Source organism: Clostridium sp. UBA5119 (assembly GCF_002414285.1).
GTDB lineage: Bacteria > Bacillota > Clostridia > Clostridiales > Clostridiaceae > Clostridium_J > Clostridium_J sulfidigenes.
Genome location: NZ_DHYX01000069.1, coordinates 1 through 25408, shown reverse-complemented (window position 1 = coordinate 25408; position 25408 = coordinate 1). Strand labels below are relative to the sequence as shown.

The window sequence follows — 25408 nt, the reverse complement described above, 5'->3', positions numbered from 1 at the left end:
ATAACAAGCTAATGGTCCTGATAAACAGGTAACAGCATCAAAATAAGCCTCTGCTGCCTTCATAATTCTAAATGCTATGTAATAACGCACTGATTGCATCTTTGTTAATACATTAGTGTATGTATTAGCCACATCAGTCCTTCCTGATACTCCTCCCATTTTAGGATCTTTAAAAGGTTGAACTAAATTTCTTATAGCAAAGGGATCTAAAAAGCTATCTGAATCAACAAATACAACTAAGTCATGTTTAGCCTCCTTAACTCCTCTGCATAAAGCATCCCTTTTACCTAGATTATTTTCTTGCACAAAATATTTTAACCTATGTTTTGTTTCAAATCTCTCTGCTTCACTACTTAACCTCTCAATAGTTTCTTTAATTTTTTCTACAGACTTATCATTAGAACAATCATCTACTACTATAACTTCCAGCTTGTCTATAGGATAATCTTGATTTATGCAACTTAGAATTGTTCTTTCAATCCACTCTTCTTCATTAAAGCAAGGAATAATAATAGTTACTCCCGGTGTATAATCCACATCTATTGGCATAGGTTTATATAACATTCCAAATAAATATCTACTAAGCAAAAATACTGCTGCAATAATACTATAAAGGTATATCCATTTATTAAATTTAAAATATATAATACTTTCTGCACGCATTAATATAATAAATAATGTAATAAATAATAAAAGAAAACTAGAAGTAACAAGTACATATCTATCTTTTTTTCTACTTGAATACTCTGACAAAGTTTCTGTAAACTCTATTCCACAGATAATTTCTCCATCAGATGTTATAGAATCTCTAACTTTTTCACCTTTAATTTTCACTTTCATTTCGTAGCCCTCAGGCATCGATCCTGGTAATATTTTAAATTTTAATTTTATCTTCTCAGCATTGTTTATTATATTTAATTGTGTTTCATCTTCTAATTCTAACAAAAGCCCCGTGGTAGAAATGTCTATAGATTTTACTAATAACTTTTTATTCCCCTTGCTACTTTTACAAATAACTTCCACATCTGTTTTCATTACATATCTTATACCAGCATTCTTACTCATTATAAAACCACTAGGGTCTTCTTTATGGTCATCCAAAAGTTGATATCCTCTACGGTCAATATTATCTCTAATTTCTTCCTTATCAGGAACATTTGATAATAACCGTCTATCTTTACGGGGATTTAAAAGGACATCACAGATTTCATCTTTTTTTAATTTTTTCATATAGTATCTAACCTCATTTTTAAACTCCTCATATGTTATAAAAATTATTTTTCTAAATAATCGCTTAGCTTTGCAATTCTATACTTTGTTCCGTATACTCCATTCTCATTATTAGTTAAGAAAATATCTAAGGCTTCTGCTGTATAATAACTTTGATTGTTCATGTGCATTACTATAATATTTCCTCTACCTTTAATTAAAGTTTCTTCCAATGAATTAACAATTTGTTGGGAAGAATTACTTTCATAATCATGGGTTGAAATATTTCCATTAATAGAATATTTAAATCCACTTTCAAATACCTGTGCTAGCCCTTCCTTTTTAACAAGTAAAGTTGGTGGTCTAAAGTATGGTCTTAATGAATTTAAATCACCTATAACATTAACCATAGCATCATAGGATTTAACTAAAGAAATATCCAATTTATTCTTGTTTGCATCTAAAGTTTCATGATTATAGTTATGACTTCCAATATCGTGGCCATTGAATGCAATNNATTCTAAGTAAATTAGGATTAGCATTAGATACATCTCCATTAGTATCAATGTATTTTGATATTACAAAAAAGCTTCCTTTTACTTTATGTTTATTAAGTACATCTAAAATCTCATTAACCACAGGATCTCCTCCCCAATCATCGAAGGTAAAGAATATTACATCTTCACCATTGGTATCAATAGTCCCTGTCTTATCCATTAAAACCTGTTCCTCTTCACTTAAATCACCTAAATCAACATACTTATTACCTATGTAATTAGATTTCATCATAGATAAAGCTTCTTCATAAGACCTCCTAATTAATGAGTTAATATTATTCCCCGCCATCCTATATCTCCCTAATTGAGAAGATGATTCCATAGTGTGTTGCAATTCACTTAAAGTCTCAACAGAATAATTCAATGGCTTTTCAACTAAAATATAGGATTGTGTTGCTTCATTATATTTATTAGCATGTCCACTTTTTACATAGTTAGCGGTAATTAATTCAATAATATTTGCTACAGTATTCTTATCTTCAAATAAATCTGAATCTAGTCTAAAGTAAACAATCTCACCTTTTCTTAATGACATATAGGTATTTACATTAAAATAATCTTTTACAACTGCTTCTGCATTCATGTTTTTATATTTATGATTAATAGGAGATTTAGAATAAGTAAACAATTCATAACCCTTAATACCATGAATTTTATTAATAACAGATAAAGCTTCTTGAACCTCAGCATCAACATAACCATATCCAGGCATGTATGCTTTAGTATTTACACCAATCTTCCTTAATAAATTATCTACTTCATATATTTCTTTACAAATCTCTTCTGTAGATTTGTCTAATAAACTTGAACTAACTGTTATTCCTCCATTGCCAATTTCATGACCTTTCTTTAATATGTTAGCAATTCTATCTGGATATTTTTCTATCTCATCCTTAGTAACAAAGAAAGTTCCTTTAGCCTTTATTTTATCTAAAGATATTAAAACTGAATTTAATGCAGTTTCATTACCTAATCCTCTAAAGGTATAGGATAGTGCCTTTTTAGTAGTGTAAAACTCTGAAATATTAGAAGCAAGGTTACCATTATTTTTTTCTATTAATTCCTTAAAATTTACTAAATCTGAATAATTTTTATCTTCACTATTTCCTTGTGAAGTATTTTTTTCTTCTTTATAACTTTCATCTATATATATATCATCTTTATTTGACATGTTTTCAGGTGATGAAGTTTCATCATCACTTTTCATTCCTACTAATTCATTCACTTGGACAACAGTTATTTTCTGTTCATCTATGGCCTTCAACAACCATTCTACAATTTTAACAACCGTTATTTCTTCTCTTTCATCCTTAGTAGACTCATCTATCCCTGCTTTTTTATTTATACCCGGCTTTTCCTCTTCTTTTTCTCTTTCATATTCAAAATCATCAAGAACATCATTAACCTTAATGGAAATAATTGTGCCCTTATCTAATTTGTTTACATAATTCTGAGCCTGCCCATAATCCTTGAAACTTTGATAGCTAAGATAATGATCACTATGAACCACATACTTATTACCTGAGGCATATGCTGCCTCTAGGACTTCATCAGTGTATTGGGTAGATTTACACTTTAGTAAATTTGGTTTCTCCTTAATTATAGTTTCTATTATCTTATTACCACGGCAAAAATCAGTAATTAATTCTTTCTGAGATAACTTTTCCATATACCTAGTATCTGAAAGAGTTTCACTTCCTACTGCATGACCTGCTTTTTTAATGTTTTTTACTGTGGTAGGGTCTTCTCCAGCTTTAATACCTGGAATAAAAAAATTTGCTTTTACACCATACTCATTTAATAATTCCACTATTTCTCCCATAGTATTAGCATCACTGATACCTTCAAAGGATAAAGCTACTATATTAGATGAAGTTTTTGCATTAGTTATGATTTCAGCTTGTTTTTTACTACTTAATAAATTTAATGCATCCTTTATTTCTGCTGATGCATCATACTTATTTTTATTATTTTTAATGATATTTTCAGTATAATTATTCTTTATGTAGCTATTATATGTAAAGGCTCCTAATCCTATAGCCACGGTTATAATTATTATTATGATAATCCAATTTTTCTTCATATTATTTCTTCTCCATGTATTTAAGACTTTATTTTTATTTTAACCTTAAGAATAACTTATTTCAATAAACAATAATTATTGATTATTGAAATGATATACAATTATACCACAATATTTTATTTTGAATCAATATATTATTAATTAAGTTCTGTTGAAAATTACAGTAATATAATAAAAGCTATTGAATATTACATTGAATATTCAGCAGCTTTTTAACTTATTAAATTATTTATTTTAAATTCAGTAAATTATATATATTAATTAAAAGCTTTTACCCTATTGTGTAATTATTTAGATGGAGCAGGTGATTTTACCACAGTTAATTCTAAAATTTCATCATGTTTATTACCAACATTCATCTTAGTTTTAAATGGTATTTTTAATAAAGCGCCTTCTTTGTATTCATGAATTTCTTGGTTATCTAGTCCAATTGATAACGTGCCTTTTAGTACAACCATATAAACATTAGAATTTGAAAAATGCTCTGGAAGTCCTTCTCCTTTATTAAAAATCATGTGTAAGTAATGAACATTTTCATCTGAAATAAGCATTTCAACTGTTCTACTATCACTGTTAGTCATTTGATAAATTTTTTCAACCACTATAAATCTCTCCTCTATATTTTTACTTTTTATAACATATTATTTATACTTAATTGCCTTTGCAGGACATTTATATATAGCTAGTTTAATCTTTTCACTTTCTTGTGACTTTAATATACTTTTATTAACCTTTGCTTTTTTATTTTCTAATGTGAAATCTTCTGATGCTATACTTGTACATAATCCACAACCAATACAAAAGTCCTCTTCTATACTTAGTATTGCATCTTCCTTTTCTATAATATCTTCTTTAAGTAATTCTTCTTTTTTAACAAATCTTGAAGTGATAATTGCCATTATAATAATAGATATTGTAGTTAAGCTCCATCGAATCACCATAAATTTAGCACCTAAAAACTTGGATTCATTTGCTAGCATTGGAATCTTAATTACTGCCCAAGCACTTAAGATTATTACTATATTTGCTATACTGGCTCCCTTTTTTATAAGCATCTTACATACAGGAAAAGCTGCATAAATAGGACCTGCTGAAAAACTACCTAGTAAAAAGGAAAATATATATCCTTTAACCCCTGAACCTTCACCTAGTGCATTTTCTATAGTTTTTTTAGGAATCCATCCCTCAATGAGAGCTGTTAGTAGAAGTATTACTGGCATTATTATAAGCATTTCTTTCACATAATATAAGCTATTATTTAAAGCCCTAATTCCTTTATCCGGCATAAGAATCAATAAAAACAAATAAGCTAAAATAACAAAAGTTAATAACATATTATTTTTTACTCTTTTAATAATTAAACTCATATTATCACCCCCATTAAAAGTGCTATAGTGATAGCAAATATAAAACTTAATGAGTTTCTAATCAATGCAAACTTAATACCAAATTCTCTTCTTTCAAGAGGAAATGTAACAAACCCAACCATGGTAAGAGTTGTTAAAAATGCCACTATAGGAACTATACTAGCTCCTGCATTTACTAGGGAACCTACCAGTGGAAAAGCAACAAAAGCTGGTATTAAAGTGATGCTTCCTACAAATGCAGAAATAATTGTAGACATAAAAATATTAGATTGTTCTAAATAATATTTAATTGTATCTGGTGGAATGAATGTAAGTATTAATCCTATAAGAAAAAGTATTCCTATAATTTCTCCTATCATGCTTTTCATTAGTCCCGTTGACATTTTAATGGAGTTAAAAGTTTTCTTTATATCTTTAATTATGGACCAAATAAACCAAGTCAATGTAATTACCCAAAGAATTATTGTGAAAATATCCATTTTATTTTCTCCCTTCAATATCTTTACTTGTATTATAATTTGTTTTAATATTATAATCAGTTACCAAGGTAACTAATTTTGAAAAGGGGAAATAATAATGTTAGATTTTATTTCTATTCTTGAAAATACAGAATTATTTAAAGATATTTCTATGAGCACTATTAATCATTTATTTGTACAAGATTCTTTCAATATAAAAACTTATAAAAAAAATTCCGTAATTTATTTTCAAAATGAAAAATGTGTTACTTTTGATATAGTCTTGAAAGGAATTGTCTCTGTACAAAGCACTGATGAGAAAGGAAACTATATTTCAATAAGTGATTTTACTATCGGCAGTGAACTAGGAGGAAATCTGCTTTTTTCCCATAAAAACTTTTATCCAATGATGGTTCTAGCAAAAACGGAAGTAACACTTATACACTTAAAAAAAGATTTAGTTTTAAGTCTCTGCCAAAGTAATACTACTTTTTTATCTAAATTTCTTCACTCTATCTCAGACAAAACCTTAATTTTAACAGATAAAATAAAAACACTTTCTCTTAAGTCTATAAGACAATGCATAATTGACTTTCTAATGTATGAAAGCTATGTTCAAAAGAGTAATATAATTAAACTAGAAGTAACTAAAAAGGATTTAGCAGAAAAATTTGGGGTACAAAGATCCTCATTATCCCGTGAATTAAATAAAATGAGAAAAGATGGGTTAATAGAATACGATGCATATTCTATTACCATAATAGAACTTGAGAAATAGATAAGTGGTAGACCTTTAACTTTAAAAGTCTACCACTATTTTATTTCAGAATATCAATGGTATTTGCACTAGCAGCCTTATTTGCCGGAATTATACTAGATACTATACCTATAAATATAGAAATTCCTATAGCTACAGATGCAGTAAATAGACTTGGTATTATTGCCATATGCATAAAATAAGATATAATATTAGCAATTATTATCCCTAATACATATCCTATCACTCCACCAGTGACAGTAATAACAACTCCCTCTACTAAAAACTCTCGCTTTATATCTTTTCTTCTAGCTCCTATTGATCTTTTTATTCCAATTTCTAAAGTTCTCTCAGAAACAGAAGTATAAACCATATTCATAACCCCTATTCCCGCAATAAATAATGATATTCCAGCAACTCCAGCAATAAATAAAGTTAATGTATTTAGTACTGAACCCATGATTTTTATTATTCCACTGGTATCCATCACCATATATTCCCCTTCAGCTTTTTTAGAGCCTTCCTCATTAAGGGTGTTTTCTATACTCTTAATAGTATCCTTAACATTTACTCCATTAACTAAGGTAATGCTCATGCCTTGAACTACATCACTAGAAGGGAAAAACTTATCATAGGTATTCTTTGGAATTTGAATATCTGGTTTAAAGCTAAAGCTAAATTCCTCATCTTCATCAGATTCTATAATACCTACAATTTCAAAGGTAATACCCTTTAAGGTTGCAATACCTCCAATTAACTCTTCTTTTTCTCCAACCTTATCACCAATTACGCTTTCTCTTAATACCATGGTTCTTGTTGAATTTTCATTATCTTTTTCACTTAAATTTCTTCCTATAATCTTTGGAGAATCAGTTTTTTCTACCTCTGAAGCCATTCCTTGAATGGAAGCTCCCCTCACCTGTAAATCTACAAGCTCACCATATTCATTGCTAGAATATATATATTCTACTGATTCAATTCCTTGTAATCTTTCTACAGCTCTTTTATCATTATTATTAAAACTATTTCCTGTAGCATTAATATGTTCCGCATTTGATGGAGTAAACATGGCATTTAATACAACTTTACCTTCGTTTTCCCCTGTAAAGTCTTTTATAGTTTTATTCTTATACCCCTCACCTAATGCAACTATGGTAATTACTGCTGCTATTCCTATTATTATACCTAACATAGTTAAGAAAGATCTTTTTCTATTTCTTATAAGATTTCTTAAAGCAGTAAAAATTAGAACACTAAGCTTCATCTAAAATTCTCCTTCCTTAAGCTCACCATCGAAAATAGACATTACTCGATTAGCTTGTCTTGCTACATTTATATCATGGGTGATTAAAATTATAGTAATTCCTTCATCATTAAGTTCTTTAAACATACCCATTATTTCCTTAGATGTATGGCTGTCTAAAGCACCTGTAGGCTCGTCTGCAATTATTATATCCGGATTATTAATTAATGCTCTAGCAATGGATACCCTCTGTTGTTGTCCTCCTGATAATTCAGTAGGATACTTATTTATTTTACTCTCAAGATTAACCTTTTTTAATAGTTCTACAACTCGCTTCTTGGTTTCCTTTATTCTATGACCTCTATAAAGCATAGGTATTTCAATATTTTCTTTTATTGAAAGCCTTTTTATAAGGTTAAAATCTTGAAATACAAATCCTATCTTTTCATTTCTAAACTTACTTAAAGCATCATCTGAAAAAGAACTTATATTTTTATCTAAAAATGTGTAACTTCCATCAAACTTTTTATCCAGCAATCCTAATATTTTCATAAGTGTTGATTTTCCTGATCCAGAGGGTCCCATTATTGCTAGAAACTCACCCTTATTTATCTCTAAATTAACATTCTTTAATGCCTGAAGAGTTTCATCCCCCGTAACATAAAACTTATTTATGTCTTTTAATTTAATCATAATTATTTGCTCCCTTCTAGTACCGTAGAAGGATTTTTAATCAACCTATCTCCTATCCCTATAGCTCCATCTAATAAATAATACTTATCATTTTCTAAAGTTGCTTTTATTTCTATATCTTCATAAGATTCGCCTTTTTCCTTAAGTATATGTATTTTAGAATCTTTTTCATATACATAATCCTTAGGTATTTCTATTCCTTTGTAATTGCACTTAACCTCTAAGCTAAACCCTATTCTGATACTCTTTTCTGGTTTTATGTAAAAATTGTATCCTGTTGTAGTTCTTCCTGGTTCTTCAATAGGTAGCTCGTCAATTTCAGTTATAGTACCTTTAATATATTCTCCACTACTAATAACCTTTAACATTACTTCATCATCTATTTTTAAATTCTTTACATCAAATTCAGAAACTTCTGCTTTAACTAAAGGCTCTTTAGATATTATTCTCATATAGGCTACAGTTGGGTCATCTATACCCTTGCTATTTACTTTCACTACTGCATTTATATCTGCAATTATATCTTTACCTATTTTTTTCTTTAAAATATCCCTTTCAGTTACTATTGACTTGTTTCCCTCTTCATAACTTGCTACTTCAGTTTCTATGCCATTAACTTGACTCCTTAATATTTCTATTTGTTGAGAAACTTCTAGTTGCTTACCTTCAAGGACATCTTTTGTTTTCAATAATTCATTATATTGACTTTGAGGTTCTTTTTCTTGTGATGTACTAAGGTTAGATATTTCACTCTGAACTTTATTTAGTTCACCACTTATAGCATTTAAATCTCCTTGTAGCTTATTAATGCTTGAGTTAACTTTATCCTTTTCCTTCTTCACTCTTGATACTTTGCCATTATTGGAGGTTATTTCCCTATCATACTGTGCTATTTGATCTTCAACTGCAGTATTAAGATAAGAAAATAATACGTCTCCTTTCTTTACCTCTTGTCCATCTTTAACTTTAATATCTTTTAATTCTCCTTGTGACTTATCTACTATAATAATTTGCTCATCACTTATAATACTAATACCATTAAATTTTAATGTTTCTTCTCCTTTGATTTCATAACTATCTTCATGAGTAATTGTTGTCTCCTTTTTTGGTCCTTTTAACTTTATAGCAATTATTACTGCTGAAAGTATTATAAATAGTACTACTGCAATGACAATCAGCATATACTTCTTCTTCTTTGAAAGATTAAAATTCATCTTTAAATTCTTCACTCCTTGTCCCATTTTATAATAAATAAAGAAGATAGAATCTATCTTCTTTATTTATTATACACTAATTTTATACATTCATTGAATTTTCTACTTCTTCGTTATGTTTCATCTTTTTAAGTAGGCTAAACACTATTAGATATGCTATTACAATTCCTATTATTCCTAAAACTACAGTTAACCAACTAAAAATTGGAGTTGCAATTAATCCTATTAAAAAGCAAACAGGTTGATACACTGCCAAAGCATATACTGCAACCTTTTTCCACATGAAAATTCCGATAGTAATAACTAAAAGTATTATCCCAGATATAATTGAAAATACTACCATGCCATTGCTAAGGGCAAGCTCTGGAAACATTTGAGCTGTAGTCTTATTGGTAAGTGGAGTAAAAAGTGACCCAATTCCCCCAAGAATGTAAAATACTAACACTAATGTGGTCCAAAATCCCCTTGTCTTTTTTTCCATTTTATAATTCCTCCTTATATAATTATATTAAATAATTTCTAATATTATTTTAACAGAAATCTGTACTCTTTTGTATAAATTACTTAAAATTACTTTTTTATGCCTAAAAGTATGTGGAATTAAAAACTCTAGAATTAATCATGTTATTGCTATTTACTAAATGCCTCCTAAATCTTCTACTTCTTTTTTATACGTATCATATAATCCTTTTAAATTGAGAAATTCATTTAGAAAAGCTCCTCCATGTTTTAATCCTTCATCAATATACTTCATACCTTCCTTTGCAAAAACAAAACAATATTTTACTATTTCTTCCTTAGTAACATTACACTTTATATATTGTGGTATTGCTTTCATATTTAAATGATTTTGAATTTGATTATAATAAAATTGAGCTATTACATAATTTTTTAGCTGGCTCCTATCCTCAAATTGATTCCATTGAATTTCAGATGCATATACTTCTTCTTTAAAATTTTTAATTATATAATCGAATATAGTAACAGATGAATCTATTCTCCTTTGTAAGTTATGTGATAAATTATTTGAATGAATTCTATAATTTATTACTGCACCATCTACTTTTCCATAATTCCAATTATATTTTATTAACTGCAGACAATTCAATGTATCTGCAGAAAAATCATTGCTTTTATAAACTATCCAACTTATTTTATTATCCTTAAAAAAGTTCAATCTATGAAGACAATTCATAGGTATAACACCCGATGCAGATTTAAAAATACGTTCAATGACCTCATCTTTAGGATGAACTTGGTAATTCCATTGCTGAACTATTATATTATCTTCATCCACTATATTAAAGTCACTAAATACATAGTCCTTGTTAGGATTTTCTTCTAAATACTCTACAAATTTATAAACAGCCTCCCTTTCTACAAAGTCATCACAAGCAATCCATTGAAAATACTTCCCCTTTGCGTTACTAATAATTTCTTGAATTCCTTTTGATGCTCCACCTGAGTTCAGACTATGATAAATTCCGTGTATATTTTTATGTTTTTTCTCATAATTTCTAATTATTTCATCAGAGCCGTCTGTTGAACAGTCATCTATAAGTAAAATTTCTATATTAGGATAGGTTTGATTTATAAAAGAATCTACACATTTTGATAAGTATTTATTACCATTATAATTTGTTATTCCTATAGTAACTAATGGTTTCTCAATTATCGAAACTTTTTTTATTTCAGCTAGAGTTATGAATAATGCCTTTAGTTTTTCTATTTGATCCTTAAATTCAAAATCATTCTTAACAAAACAACTATACTCTTGAGAATCATATTTACTATCAATTAACATCTCAAGAGCATCATTTATTGTATTCCAAATCAAACACTGAGGATATATTTCTTTTGCACCAACAAAATTATGGATTATAGGTTTTATTCCTTTTGCCATGGCTTGCATAATACTTATGTTTTGTGACTCCAATACACTTGTACATAAAATATAACTTTTGTCTTCTAGCCATTTATCTAGATTATCCTGCCACCCCTCATAAATCACATTATCTTCCAACCCGAATTCTTTTATCATTTGATTAAAATACAAAACATCTCTAGCATCTTGAAATTTACCAGCAATATATAATTTGTATTGGTTGTTTTTATCGTATATAGCTTTAAACGTATGAAGCAATAGCATAGGTCCTTTCTTATAGTTTATATAACCTACATATGCAATATTAGACCCAGGTTTTCTATCTTTAAAAGTCCATTTAGTAATATCTATACCATTAGGAATTACCATGGTTTTTTCTTTATCTATATTGAAATTATTAATAGTAAAATTTCTTATATATTCTGATACAAATATGATTTTATCAACATTTTTCCAGTAAACATTACATGGATATTCAGTAAAGGATTCATAGCTGTGTATTCTACATATAATATTCTTTTCTTTAGCAATATCCAGTTTGCTTCCATAGGATATTAATTCATCACACCACTCAAACCAGCATATATCGGCAAACTTCATCCCTTCATCAATTTGTTTTAGATTTGTTACCACTATTTTTTTAGTTACATAGTCATGGGATAATTCATTAATAATATCTTTTAAAAAACTATCTAGTCCCTGCTTTACGAAAAATACAATATTTTTTTTATTACTTTTCTCAGAATCAACTCTCATACTACTTACATTTTCAACCATGCTATCGCTCCTTTATTACTATTATTAAATATAGTAAGAATAGATACTTATTCTATTGGTAATCTATCCAATAAAATCTCATTTATCTTTACCATATTTTATGTTAATTAGTAATCATACAGTTTTATATTAATTTAAACAAAAGATTACTAACTATAGTAGAAAACAATAATCTACTCCTTATATGAACCATAAAAGCTTACAGTCTCTATATCTCCTGGATTTTCCTTTGGTACTATAGCCATATTATAGATTTTATCTACATAAAGAGGACTACTATTTGATAAATTGTTATATTCATCAGTGACATAATAATTATCTGTATGTCCAGTACCACTTCTTGTTACTCCAATATTTACTATGGCTACATACTTTGAATTCTCTGCAACAGTTCCCTTAACATTTACCTGCCTTATAGTACCTTCACCTTTGTTACAACAATTGCATTCCTTACAACATTTATATTCATCGTTTATAACCACTTTCAAAAATGGAACAAGATATCTATCCTTACATATTGACGAACCAAATTGTGTAAGAATACTATTACTTCTATCAAGTAATGCTATCCCTGTATTACTTAATTTATTCTGTAACCATAATACAACAAATTCGGTTAAGTCTACTGTTATAGCTACATTTGAAGTTATTGGATGAAAATTTTTTCTAATATTACTATTTATTTCTGGTCGATTATTGAAAGTTGTATAAGTGCTGAAATAATCACATAGTGGGTATATAGAAAATGTTTTCCTACAATCATTATAAAAGTTATTTGTCTTAAACAATACAAGTTCTGCACTGGAAATTGACGCATTCATTGGTATATTAGAAATATCAAAAAATAAGTAACTAATATAACTGTGTATACCATCATTACCTACAGTTATAGTAGGTTTATTCATATTTCCGTTTATCAATTTACTGGTTACCGTAAGACTCTTAGTAGCATAAATTATTATATTTGACAAATTTGTCACCTCTTTTTTAAACCATTAGTTTAAAGCATGGAGCAATAAATTGCTCCATGCTATTTTAAATAGTGCTAGATGGTGTATGACCATGCGGTTACTACACCAGTAGATTCGTCAACAGTATCACCTGTTATAAACTTTGGTACAATTGACAAAGTATAAGAGGTATTAACAGCTAATGATGTTCCATTTGCTGTATTATCATAAGCAATTACTCTATAAAATGATCTATCTCTCCCTGCTGAAACAGCATTTGTAACATTAAGTCTAATTGTTAAATAAGCAAGACTATTCCTAGCAACAGTGCCTGTAACTCCAACAGAACGAGGTGTACCAGTTTGAGGAGTATCAAAATCAATTGTTAAAGCCATAAAATTCATCCCCCAAAATTTTTTAGGATTTTGCTCCTGATATATTATATGGCCTTATAAATAAAATGTGATTTACAAATTTAATATTCATGTAATTACTTTTATAAATTCAGGCATAGTAATTATAATTTTACCATTACATTCTATTTCATTTTTTACAAATAAGAATAAATATTATTATATAAATAGTAATGTTTACTGCAAGAACAGTTCATTAAATTTTTACATAGTATATATAGTAAAATTAATATACTATTTTATTTATTAAAACAATGAAGCTTTTTATTTAAAAGAGGAGATTATATATTATGAGAAATGAAGTAAGCTTATGTATGATTGTAAAAAATGAAGAAAACTATTTGCCAAACTGTCTTAACAGCATTAAAGATATTGTGGATGAAATTATTATTGTTGATACAGGGTCTACGGATAAAACTGTAGATATAGCCAAAAGCTTTGGGGCTAAAGTTTACTATTTTCCTTGGCATAATAACTTTAGTGAAGCTAGAAATGAATCACTAAAATATGCTACCAAAGATTGGATACTTATATTAGATGCAGATGATGAATTATCCCCTAAGAATCAAGAAAATTTTAAAGATTTATTATACAGACAGTTAGATGAAAATGCTATTTACTACTTTGAAACATTAAATTATTATGGAAATATTGTTGATGATAATTCAATAACTATAAATTTAAATCCTAGACTATTTAAAAACAACCATGGAACTCACTATGAGGGAGAAATTCATAATCAATTAGTATACTCAGAAAACAAATATAAAGCAATTTATCAATTAATGCAAATTAATCATTATGGATATATGACTAAATCAATAGAGTCTAAGAATAAAAGAAACAGAAATATACCTATTTTAAATGAGCAAATAAAAAAAGACCCCAATGATTCCTTTGCTCACTTTAACCTAGGCACTGAATACGCAGCATTAAACGATAATAAAACTGCGTTAGAACATTACTATAAATCCTATGAGAAATTTGACCCATACAACGGATACAGTTATTTACTAATATTTAGGATAGTTTTCTTAAATTATAAAATTAAAAATTATGATACAGCTTTTAAGTTCATAGACATCGGTATTAATCACTACCCTAAGTTTACTGACTTATATTTTTTAAAATCTCTTATTTTTAAAGATATGAATATACCTACACTTCAGATAGAAGCTCTTAAAGAATGTATTGAGCTTGGTGAAGCACCGTCTGAATTAAAATGTTTATATGGAATAGGAAGTTTCAAGGCATACTATGAGTTAGGCAATGCCTACTTCGCACTAAAAGACTATGATGCTGCACACAATTATTATATTAAAACACTTAAATCAAAACCCGATTTCCTTAATCCCTTATACCTTATTGGAGATATATTGAAAATCAAAAATACCCCAACGGATAGTTTTAAAAGGATTATAGAAGACCTTATTTCTAGTTCTTCAAAATCTAATCATATTATTGCAGATTTGTTTTATAATGAAGGATTCTATGAAATAGCATTGGAATATGTAGAAAAATGTGAACTATCTGAAACTATTACTGAAGAGTTGGTATTACTTAAAGCTAAATGTCTTGTAATGTCCGGTTCCTTTACTAAGTGCATTGACATGAACAATATAGTTGATGATAATTCTTTAAATTTATATTTTTCAATGTACAAAGTTATAAGTAGTGTATTAACTAATAATTGTAATAAGGCGTTATCCTTATTATCCAATTTTAAAGAAGATTCCTTATCAGGTTACAATAAAAAACTATTGGAAGTGTATTCACAGTTTTTAAAATTATTTACGAAAGAATCCACCACTCTTTTATCAGAAGAGGAAAATGAAAGTGAGTATCTTGATATTATTCTAGAGATATGTGAAATATTGCTTATAAATGATAAATATGATGAACTTAAAATAGCTGTACACTTACTAAATTTAATAAATAATAAATTTGTACTTCTTAATCTAGGAAAACTATATTTTAAACATGGATATATTGAGCATGCAAAAAAAGAAATAATTAGATCAATAAAAGAATTTGAAGTTTATGATAGTGATAGCCTAGATATATTGCAATATTGCATTAATAATAAAGAAGTATCATAAATTTATATAATTAAAGACTCCCCAAAAGGAGTCTTTATCAACTCTCTATTATATTATAATATACACTTTAATGCCTTATCTAAATCATTTATTATATCTTCAACATTTTCTAGACCAACAGCTATTCTTATTAATCCATCACTAATACCAGCCATTTCTCTTTCTTCTTTAGTATATGGCGAATGTGTCATTGATGCTGGATGTTGAATTAAAGTTTCAGCATCTCCAAGACTTACTGCTATTGTACAAAGCTCCGTACTGTTTATAACTTTCTTACCTTCTTCAATTCCACCTTTTACTTCAAAAGCTATTACAGCTCCTGGTAAAGACATTTGCTTTTTAGCTAATTTATATTGTGGAAAGCTTTCTAAACCTGGATAATATACTTTTTCAACCGCACTATGTCCTTCTAAAAATTTAGCTACTTTCATAGCATTTTCACAGTGTTTTTCCATTCTTATTTCTAGAGTTTTCATACCTCTAATAATTAAAAATGCATCAAAAGGACTTAAACTAGCTCCTGTCATATCCTTTACCCCAAATAATCTAACATTCTTTATAAATTCGCTACTTCCAACTACAAAACCGGAAATTACATCTCCATGACCATTTAAGAACTTTGTTCCTGAATGAATTACTATATCAGCTCCAAATTCTAACGGTCTTTGAATGTATGGCGTACAGAAAGTATTATCAACCATTACTATACAATCCTTATTCTGGTGAGCTATCTTACTTATTGCTTCTATATCTGCAACTTCAAGGTTTGGATTTGCTGGTGTTTCCAAATAAACCACCTTAGTATTTTCTCTCATAGCCTGTCTAATTTCTTCAAGATTAGTAGTATCTACGAAAGTTACCTCAACCCCATATCTGCTTATTCCATGATTTAAATAAGCATAAGTACATCCATAAAGAGTTTTTGCTGCTACCACATGGTCTCCAGCTTTTAACAATGTCCAAAATGCTGAAGCAACAGCTCCAATACCAGATGCAGTAGAAATTGCTGCCTCTGCACCCTCTAGCATTGCTAACTTCTCTTCCAATTGAGTATTGGTTGGATTTCCAAGCCTTGAATATATATATCCACCTTCTTCAAGGGCAAATCGTCTACCACCTTGCTCAGCAGATTCGAAAGTAAAGGTTGCNNTTGATGAATAGGCGTAGCTAAAGCACCAAATTGATCCTTAACATGTCCACCATGAATTGCTCTTGTAGCAAAGCCCATTGCTTTTAAATTGTTCCCCATTAATTTGACCTCCCTATATAAATTATTTTTACAATAATTTATAGCAATTTCAGTGCCAAATTAAGGGAAATTTAAGAGATAATTAAATTTAGGTGAATATAATTTTAGACAAAGCTTTAACAACAAGGACATGGCGAAATTCATTTATTTTTATAATCTACAACTCTTAATATTTATACTAAGTTAATGTAAATATTTCTTTACTTATTAGATTTTTTCGTAAAGTTTTATTTACATCTGTAAATTAATTTTTACATACTTCAATACAAAAGCACCTACATTTTTATATTGTACTTATTAATTTTATTCATTATTGTAGTATGAGAAACTTTAAGTACACTTGCAGCTTTTCTATAACTCCTATAATTATCTATAGTTTTTTTAATAATTTCTTTTTCACATTTCTCCATTATATCTTTTAATGGTAGCTGCAAATATTCATCGGATTTTTTATCTATAATCTCTTTAGATTCATAGTTATAAATATCATTCTTAAAATTTATAAAAATGTCCTCTGCAGTTAATACATCCCCTTTGCATAAATTCATTGCTCTTTCTATAACATTTTGTAGCTCTCTAACATTTCCAGGCCAATGATATTTCATTAACTCGCTAATAAACTCAACATCAGCGCCCTTTATATTTTTATTTAATTTGTAATTAAGCTTATCTATAAAGAACTGAACAAAAAGTGGAATGTCCTCTAACCGTTCCCTTAATGTTGGGATATACATAGGAACTACATTTAATCTATAATATAGGTCTTCTCTAAAAGTTTTATCCTTAATCATATCTTCAAGATTGTTATTAGTTGCAGCTATGATTCTTACATCTACAGCCTCTTCCTTACTACTACCAATTTTTCTAATTTTACCCTCTTGTATCACTCTTAGTAACTTTGCTTGTATAAACATAGGCATTTCTCCTATTTCATCTAAAAATAAAGTTCCTCCACTAGCTTCTTTAATAATCCCATCTTTTCCTCCTATCATTGCACCTGTAAAACTTCCTGATTTATATCCAAACAATTCACTCTCTAATAAGTTTTCTGGTAACGCTGCACAGTTAATAGCAATAAAGTCTTTACCACATCTAGGGCTTATATCATGTATTGCCTTTGCAAAGACTTCCTTACCCGTTCCACTTTCACCTCTCAATAACACCGTTGAATTGCTCTTTGCAATAGTTAAAGTCATACTTTTAACCCTCTCTATCGCCTTGCTTGTACCAATTATATTCTTGAATTCCCTATCCTCTATTGAATCTATTATAGCTTTTAATTTTTTTTCTTTTTGTTCATAATATAATAACTCCATTTCTTTAACGGAAATAATATCTTTAATATTACAAATTTCCTTCATTAGTTCCTTCTTTAACTCCTCTTCCATGTCCTCAACCTTTACACATACCTTTTGAAAAAACACTTCCATGGAAATTAAGTTAATTTTCCTATTGTAAATTTTCTCTAATATCTCAACTGTAATCCCCAATCTATCTCTTGTAATTATCTCAAATCTAATCATACAAATCCCCCTTTTGTAATCAAGTATTATGTTTAAAAGTGGCGTTACAAGACTTCTATTGTAACGCCACTTTAAGCTATAAATCTTTATTTTACTTAGATTAACTCTAAATTATTAATATCTAATTTATAAATAACATCTTTTCGTTCTACTATAACATTGATTTTTTTCTTTACTTCTTCATCTTCTACTATTTTTGAAATTAGTTCTTTGGTTGGATTTATAGCACAGGGATTTCCTACGGATTTAAACATAGTTAAATCTCCAGAAGTGTCTCCATAAGCATAACTTTTACTTAAATCTATATCATATTTATCCTTTAACTCCATTAAAGCATTTTCTTTACTTATAGAATCCCACATTGGAATAATTTCACCTGTATATTTTCCACGGTCATCGGCTTTATAAATGGTACCCCTAAAATCATCCATTCCATATTTTCCTGCCATCTCTCTTACAAGTTCTATAGGAGAGCCAGAAATAGCAATTACAACATGTCCTTGCTCCTTATGCCATTTAATTTTATCCCTGGAAAATGTATATACCCTATCACCTTTCTGATTAATCACATTTCTAGCTATATGTTCTATATGTTCTTTGCTTAACCCCTTAGTAGCTTCAATATAAACATCAATCATTTTAAGTAAATAGATATCATAATCCCCTTGTCTTATATCCCATTTAGAAAAAGCTGGCCTAACTTCATTATACCATTTATCTTCTTCAACTAACTCATATTTTATTATTTTTTTAAAAACTTCTGTTATTAAACCTTCTCTATAGATAGTTCCATCTATATCAAAAAATGCTGCAATCTTTCCCATATAAAGCCCTCCTTAAGTGACACTTCAACTCTACACTTTTGTTAGTAAATTTACTTCTTCAAATAAAAATAAGAAGAAGTTTCCATTATAATATTTTATCTACAATAACATATTTATGATTTAAAGTCTAGTATTCATAAAGGGATTAATTGATTAAACTTTACTAATATATCTTATGTTTTTTACTTTTTAAATATAAATATAAAAAATATCATACAAAACTTAGTGAATGCTTTTAAAGTTCATCATCAAATAACCATTTAATCAAAGAAAATCTAACATGCTTTGGGATATTATTTTTATCTTTTATTTTATCTTCTTCTGAATCAGATAGATTTTCAATATATTCATGAGTCATTTGTTGTCTTAATTTTTCATTTTCCTTCTCTTTTTCAGCTAATTTCTTTTCAGTTAGTATTTTTTCATTATCACTTAATAATATCTTCTGCTCTAAAAAACTATTTCTCCTTCTTAATATGTCATTGTCATTTATATATGATTTTAATTTCTCTTTTTCACTATAGAATTTATACTTTAGATTTGAAATTTCACTTTTTTCATGTTTTATATCTTCACTCAATGCTTTTAATTCTTCATATGCCTGGTTAAGTTTTAACTGTAATTCTACTTTTTCCTTTTTAATTATTTCAATTTTTTCAAAATAAATTTTTGATTTTTCTTTTTTTAAATTAAACCTTCCATTTTTATTCAATAAATTTTTATTTTTCTGTAATTCACTTTCTGCTGATGTTTCCAAAAGTTCGTGTAAAAATAACTGAATATCTCCATTCAGGTTCATTACATATATCTCATTTATAAAAAAATTATTTTCGTTATCTTCTAAGTATTCTTGATAAACTACTTTTTTAGGTAATATATTATCAAATAGTTTATATATCTTATAGTTGCTAAAACTTTGTCCATAATCCTTAGAAAAACAACCATAAAGTTTATTATCACAAATCCATAGAGCCCATAGCATTTCATTATATAACATCAATAAGCAAGAATTTATATTTACATGCTCAAATAGTATAATATTTTTTTTAAATCCTATTTCTTTATAATGATAAATCACTCTATTAACATGATCATCCTGTTCAATAAATAGGTAATGGATTCTATTTCTTTCTACACAAAAAGCAAAATCTATATATGGTAAGAGTGATGTATGTATAGTCTCCTCCTTTCCCCATCTATCTTCAGTAATATAAAAATTTCTAGAAGCTAATTGATATCCTCCACCTAACATAGTATTTAATATTACTATACTAATAGTACTATCTTTGCAAATACTATATAGGCATCTTGAATAATATTCCATATTAGAAATAATTTGTGGTTTAGTCCATGTTACTTTATTATTGTAAACTTGATGAATTAACACTTCTGAATAAGTATATTTGTCTATTATGCTATACAGTAAATGAATATCTTTCAAACAAAAAAATGCTTTAATTTGTACAGGCGTAATTGCATCATGTTTCATATTAAGAAGAGTATTATACTTCCATACTTTATTCTCTAATGTACATAGAATAAGATCTCCACAAATATCCTGACAAAAAACATGAACTTCCCCATTCCAGTCTTCCAAAACATAAAAATATTTAAAACTATCTTTGTAAACACTTATATTTTCTGACCATTCACGCTTCATAAGGATTTGATAATATATACCTTGTTCACTATCATAAGAAAACTTTAGTAATTTCCCATCTTGCTGCTTGACTAAAAAACAATCATAATTTTCATTAGTCATTTTTCCCCCCTCCTCCAAAACTTTCGCAGTCTTTGTAAAATGGAATAAATACTATTTCCTCTACAATCACCTTTGTTGAAATTAAGACACTAACATCAAACTTCAAACTTTTGTTTATGAATACTGGAGTGCTTATTAATTTAGCAAAAGAATTAATTACGAATTCCATTCCCTTTTGTTCTGCGTCTGCTGGTATATATAACGTAGCTTTCTGCGTCCCCTTAAGTTTTCCTTCAAATATATATTTTTGTTCCCGTTCATCTATACATTCTATGTAGTAGGGAATATAAAAATCATATTGAAAAATTGAGTATTTTTTTTCATTATCTATAATTTTTCTATTTTTTGTTTCATTTATAACTTCACATTTTTTAAATATAACATCATCTACACTTATAACCGAGTAATTTTTTGAAGACATTTCAATTGTAACCTGTGAAAATATTATTTTTTCTTGATAAGTAGATAGGACTTTCTTGGCCAGTATAGCAGTAGCACTATCTTTCTTTCCTTTATCCTCCGAACCTGTGAAAGCAAAAGGCTTTTCTTCTACTTCAAATTTATTCTGAGTAACAATACCTATATCGTAAGGAATACTATTATTTTGTGAAAAAGTAAAGTTATCTAAAATAGAATTATCGGAGATATTAATCCTATCAAATACGCCTTTTCCATCATTACTTTTACTAGTTACTAATAGAGTTTTTTTGTCAGGAGATAATCTAATTCTTTGTAACTCTGGAAGAGTAGTTTTTACTGTTGCTATACATTCTTTTTTTAATATATCTATAACTTCAATTCTATGTAACCCATTATTTGCTACATATAAAAGGAGTCCTGCCTGTACTAAATATGAGATAGACGATCCTTTTGGAAAGTCAATATATGAAACATCTCCATTTTCAAGATTCAATACAGAAACATTCCCCTTACAATTTCCTTTACTAATTCCTTTATTTGAAATATAGATATAATTTTCATCTTCTCCAATGATCATATATATAGGTGCGGTCCCAACATCTTTATATACTTTTATTAATTGAAAGTTTGATGTATCATAAACTTTTATTTCATTCTGAAAAATGTCCAATACAAATAATTTTTTCTTCTCTTTGTCAAGTTCCAAGCTTTCCGCAGCAATAAATCCTTTTATACACCCAAGCTTTTCACCAGTTCTTAGACTATAAATACACACTTCTTCAGTATCACTAGCATAGATTTTCTGAGCTATTGAATCAACTTTAATATTACCGTTATTAGCAATTTCCCATATTTTACTAGAATCATATAAGTCCTCAACAAGTGTAACTTTATTATTTCTATCACTAGCTATATATATATTATTTTTTTCATCAACAATAATATTTAGAGNNCTTGGACCAATTTCAATCTCTTTTATAATACTATAATTATCTCCGTCAATTATCGATACAGTTTCTGTTCCTAAATGTGATACATAATAGATATTTTTCTCTCTTTTATTAAACATAGACTCCTCTTCACCCCTCCTTTACTAACAAAATATATTGATGTAACTAGCAAACCTTCATATAAATACTATAAATCTCTTATATCCTTTATATTAATATCAAATTTGCTACTTCTTAACCTACTAAAAGTAATTTTAAATGCATATTATTTAAATATTAATTCAAAGAGTGATCGGCACCAAAACTATATAAAAACTCCTTTGCTTCCATTTAATATTAGTTTCCGAGTTCACTCTTATTCTAAAAATATGCTTTGCACCTGCTTATTATGCAATATAATCCTTAAAAAATTGACTAAGCAAATTTTATTCGACTAATTCATAAATTTCGCTTTTTCCGTCTTTAACAATTTTATAGGTGCTAGTTGGATAAATATTATTTTTCTGTAATTCCTTCTGTATGACTTCCATATCTATTTCTTTAAATTTCACTGCCTGAGTACAGCTAATATTAATCTTATTAGGAGCAGTAACAAGTTTTACTACAATATTTTTTTTAATTAAGCGCTCATAAATATATAACGCTCTGTGATGAGAAGTAAAGATCATGATATAATCGTAATCTTCTATTTTCATATTATTCACCTCTATTTTGTGTTTATCTAATTTATGCATGTCCTTACTTTATTGTATGCTTTATAACTTTAGAAGTGACTTTATACTCCACCTGGTCTTCGTCTTAGTAATCGTTCCATAATAGATTGATTCTTTTCTAATTCAAGTTCTTCACTCAACCTCATTCTTTCTTCATTTATCATCTCACTTTGCTGTTTAATTATTACATTTTCTTCTTGGCATTCTTTCAATTTACTTTCAACAGCTATTTTAATCTTTTTTTCTTCTATCAATTTTTCCCTTGTATATTCCAACTCCTTTTGAATATTTCTTGTAAGAACTTCCTCTTCCAAAAATCTTTTTTTTGTATCTTCTAGCTCTTTTTGAATGTTTTTTTGTAATTCTAAAAATATATTACAATTCTCATCAGATTTACGCTTTTGTTCTAATATTCTAGAAATTTGGTCTTCATATTCTTCTATAAATCTTTGATTTTTTTGTAATTGCAGATTTAAAGCAGTAATTTTTTTTTCTAAATTTTTCTTTTCTAAATTTGCGCGAGATAATTCAAATTTTAAACTTTCACTTGATTCTACTTCCTGCGATACTATTTTTTTAGCTTTACCTCCTTTAGATTCTAATGAATCTTTTATATTTACTATAAATTCACTAGGATCAAACAAATACAGATCTAATCCCCTAGTTCCGTAAATTTTTCTTACTTTTGTATCACTATCTTTATCTATATAAATAAAACAATTATATCTTTCTACTGTAAGTTCATTTCCTCTATCAAAATAGACTTGACCGACCCATTTTTCGCCATCAAAAGCTGAATAGAAAATCTTACCTTGTTCTAGCCAACAAGAATATAATTTATTACTTTCAGTAAATAATATAGGTTCATTTAGTTCCTTTCTACTTTCATGAACTCTAAATTCTTTTAAACTTCCAATAATATCTATAGAAACATGATCAAGAAAATATATAGAGTCTTCTCTAGATTTATTTAGTATATGAATCTCTTGCTGAACCATTAGAACTTCAAAACCTATATCCTCTCCTTGGATACCATAAAGCCTTCTCACAGACGACCACCTATTATTTTCAAAGTTACAATAGTTTAAAGAAACTTCATCACCTTCATCTGTAATAAAAAATGCATAAATATTTCTTTTTTTATTTACATGTATTGAATAGTATTCTTTTAAATTAGGTATCAATATAATGTCTTGTATTGTAGTAGTTTTAGTTTCTTTTCCGTTCCATATACAATGCATTAATACGCCATGGTCACTACCATCATTACCTACAAGTAAATAAAAGATATGCATCTCCTCTTCTACAATTTCAACTTTTAAATTTTGTATTTCAAATTCATTACTTTCCACTTGGTAAAGTACCTTTCCCAACCATCGTTTATCTTTCATAGTGCAATATCTCAGCTCACCTTTAGTATTGCTGTATACCACATGTATTATCTCATCTCCACTAATATAAACATCAAACCCTAGCACTTCTACATCAATTAGAGTTTCTTTAGTCCATTTTCCTTCACTGTACATAATTCTATAGCATAATTCTTTATTATCGTTTAGTGAAAACTTCCATATGTTATCTTTACAGTCCCCATATATCCAAGGATATACACCATTCATACTTACTCCCCCCTTTATAAAATTATATTTAAATAAAAATTTATTATGCACTTCTATAGAACAAAAAATTTATTAACTTGCCTTTTTAATATCACCACTTTAATATTCTGACATATGATGTATTGTAAGTATTAAATAAATTTTTATTTATCATAATTTTTCAAGAGGAGGAGAATTTATGTCCATTAACTTCAAGAAATTTGTGCCACGTCCTGGTCTTGTAAATAAACAAGGGCGTTTACCTGATCCTTCAGAATTAGTTTGCATTGAAGTTCCTAAAATTTTTGATCAATGCTTAATTAAAAGATGTCTTGTATACGGTGAAGGCCCAGACACAAATACAACAGATAATCAATTGAGAAGTGACCCACTTATTGAGCCTAAGAGATATATTGGTAGTAGAGACTTCAACGTAGAACTACTTTCCGTAGATAAAATTCCTATTAAAGGAAAACCAGGATTTAAGAAAATAGTCCTAAATTATGTGATTTCTTTCTGTGCTGATTATATTGATTGTAATGGTGTAAACAAAAGTGAATTATATGAAATTAATAGGACAGATATAATTGGAAAGTTCTACTGTCCTGATTCCATAGCTCAAATTTCAGCTAGTTTTGTACCTGTTCAACAAGCTGAAGATTTA

General features: G+C 28.1%; 19 protein-coding genes and 2 pseudogenes. 3 read left to right on the top strand and 18 right to left on the bottom strand.

Going from position 1 to position 25408, the window contains the following annotated elements:
• The 5 genes from B2671_RS11310 to B2671_RS11290 all read right to left on the bottom strand — a co-directional run.
• A partial coding sequence (locus B2671_RS11310) for a glycosyltransferase family 2 protein (protein WP_346870513.1) occupies positions 1-1230 on the bottom strand: 1230 nt, incomplete at its 3' end.
• A gap of 459 nt (positions 1231-1689) precedes the next feature.
• On the bottom strand, positions 1690-3588 hold the full coding sequence (locus B2671_RS11305) for a polysaccharide deacetylase family protein (protein WP_422653238.1): 1899 nt from the start codon (positions 3586-3588) through the stop codon (positions 1690-1692).
• A gap of 548 nt (positions 3589-4136) precedes the next feature.
• The gene (locus B2671_RS11300; protein WP_346870511.1) at positions 4137-4451 is read right to left on the bottom strand and encodes a cupin domain-containing protein; all 315 of its coding nucleotides are present in this window, start codon (positions 4449-4451) and stop codon (positions 4137-4139) included.
• Between the two features lie 39 nt (positions 4452-4490).
• Positions 4491-5216, bottom strand: coding sequence for a permease (locus B2671_RS11295; RefSeq protein WP_346870510.1), 726 nt, complete (start codon positions 5214-5216; stop codon positions 4491-4493).
• On the bottom strand, positions 5213-5695 hold the full coding sequence (locus B2671_RS11290; RefSeq protein ID WP_346870509.1) for a permease: 483 nt from the start codon (positions 5693-5695) through the stop codon (positions 5213-5215). Before B2671_RS11290 ends, B2671_RS11295 begins: the two co-directional genes overlap by 4 nt.
• A gap of 97 nt (positions 5696-5792) precedes the next feature.
• Here B2671_RS11290 and B2671_RS11285 point away from each other — a divergent pair, with 97 nt between their 5' ends.
• The gene (locus tag B2671_RS11285; RefSeq protein WP_346870508.1) at positions 5793-6452 is read left to right on the top strand and encodes a Crp/Fnr family transcriptional regulator; all 660 of its coding nucleotides are present in this window, start codon (positions 5793-5795) and stop codon (positions 6450-6452) included.
• 40 nt (positions 6453-6492) lie between these two features.
• Here B2671_RS11285 and B2671_RS11280 read toward each other — a convergent pair whose 3' ends face one another.
• The 7 genes from B2671_RS11280 to B2671_RS11250 form a co-directional block, all read right to left on the bottom strand.
• Positions 6493-7695: an ABC transporter permease gene (locus tag B2671_RS11280; RefSeq protein ID WP_346870507.1), complete on the bottom strand. Its 1203-nt coding sequence runs from the start codon at positions 7693-7695 to the stop codon at positions 6493-6495.
• Positions 7696-8367 carry an ABC transporter ATP-binding protein gene (locus B2671_RS11275; protein ID WP_035130710.1) on the bottom strand — a complete coding sequence of 224 codons (672 nt, stop codon included), beginning with the start codon at positions 8365-8367 and terminating at the stop codon, positions 7696-7698.
• Between the two features lie 2 nt (positions 8368-8369).
• On the bottom strand, positions 8370-9581 hold the full coding sequence (locus tag B2671_RS11270) for an efflux RND transporter periplasmic adaptor subunit (protein WP_346870506.1): 1212 nt from the start codon (positions 9579-9581) through the stop codon (positions 8370-8372).
• A gap of 82 nt (positions 9582-9663) precedes the next feature.
• Positions 9664-10062 carry a hypothetical protein gene (locus tag B2671_RS11265; protein WP_346870505.1) on the bottom strand — a complete coding sequence of 133 codons (399 nt, stop codon included), beginning with the start codon at positions 10060-10062 and terminating at the stop codon, positions 9664-9666.
• Positions 10063-10218: 156 nt separating this feature from the next.
• Complete coding sequence (locus tag B2671_RS11260; RefSeq protein ID WP_346870504.1) at positions 10219-12243, bottom strand: glycosyltransferase; 2025 nt, start codon at positions 12241-12243, stop codon at positions 10219-10221.
• A 173-nt stretch (positions 12244-12416) separates the two neighbouring features.
• The gene (locus B2671_RS11255; protein WP_346870503.1) at positions 12417-13214 is read right to left on the bottom strand and encodes a DNRLRE domain-containing protein; all 798 of its coding nucleotides are present in this window, start codon (positions 13212-13214) and stop codon (positions 12417-12419) included.
• Positions 13215-13288: 74 nt separating this feature from the next.
• Positions 13289-13588, bottom strand: a complete 300-nt coding sequence (locus B2671_RS11250) for a hypothetical protein (protein ID WP_346870502.1) — start codon at positions 13586-13588, stop codon at positions 13289-13291.
• 308 nt (positions 13589-13896) lie between these two features.
• Between B2671_RS11250 and B2671_RS11245 the strand changes: the two genes are divergently transcribed.
• On the top strand, positions 13897-15705 hold the full coding sequence (locus tag B2671_RS11245) for a tetratricopeptide repeat-containing glycosyltransferase family 2 protein (RefSeq protein WP_346870501.1): 1809 nt from the start codon (positions 13897-13899) through the stop codon (positions 15703-15705).
• Positions 15706-15758: 53 nt separating this feature from the next.
• Here B2671_RS11245 and megL read toward each other — a convergent pair.
• The 6 genes and pseudogenes from megL to B2671_RS11210 all read right to left on the bottom strand — a co-directional run bounded on the left by megL (position 15759) and on the right by B2671_RS11210 (position 24765).
• Positions 15759-16954 (bottom strand): annotated as a pseudogene (megL, locus tag B2671_RS11240) (methionine gamma-lyase).
• Between the two features lie 275 nt (positions 16955-17229).
• A complete protein-coding gene (locus B2671_RS11235) occupies positions 17230-18477 on the bottom strand; it encodes a sigma 54-interacting transcriptional regulator (protein ID WP_346870500.1) in 1248 nt (415 codons plus the stop codon).
• 95 nt (positions 18478-18572) lie between these two features.
• The gene (locus tag B2671_RS11230; RefSeq protein ID WP_346870499.1) at positions 18573-19301 is read right to left on the bottom strand and encodes an HAD-IB family hydrolase; all 729 of its coding nucleotides are present in this window, start codon (positions 19299-19301) and stop codon (positions 18573-18575) included.
• 235 nt (positions 19302-19536) lie between these two features.
• Positions 19537-21063 (bottom strand): hypothetical protein, encoded by a 1527-nt coding sequence (locus B2671_RS11225; protein WP_346870498.1) that lies wholly within the window; start codon positions 21061-21063, stop codon positions 19537-19539.
• 1795 nt (positions 21064-22858) lie between these two features.
• Positions 22859-23128, bottom strand: coding sequence for a putative Se/S carrier-like protein (locus B2671_RS11215; protein WP_150844557.1), 270 nt, complete (start codon positions 23126-23128; stop codon positions 22859-22861).
• An 80-nt stretch (positions 23129-23208) separates the two neighbouring features.
• A complete protein-coding gene (locus B2671_RS11210) occupies positions 23209-24765 on the bottom strand; it encodes a hypothetical protein (protein WP_346870496.1) in 1557 nt (518 codons plus the stop codon).
• Positions 24766-24943: 178 nt separating this feature from the next.
• On the opposite strand from B2671_RS11210, the pseudogene B2671_RS11205 reads away from it, so the two are divergent.
• Positions 24944-25408: pseudogene (locus B2671_RS11205) on the top strand (hypothetical protein); the annotation flags it as partial.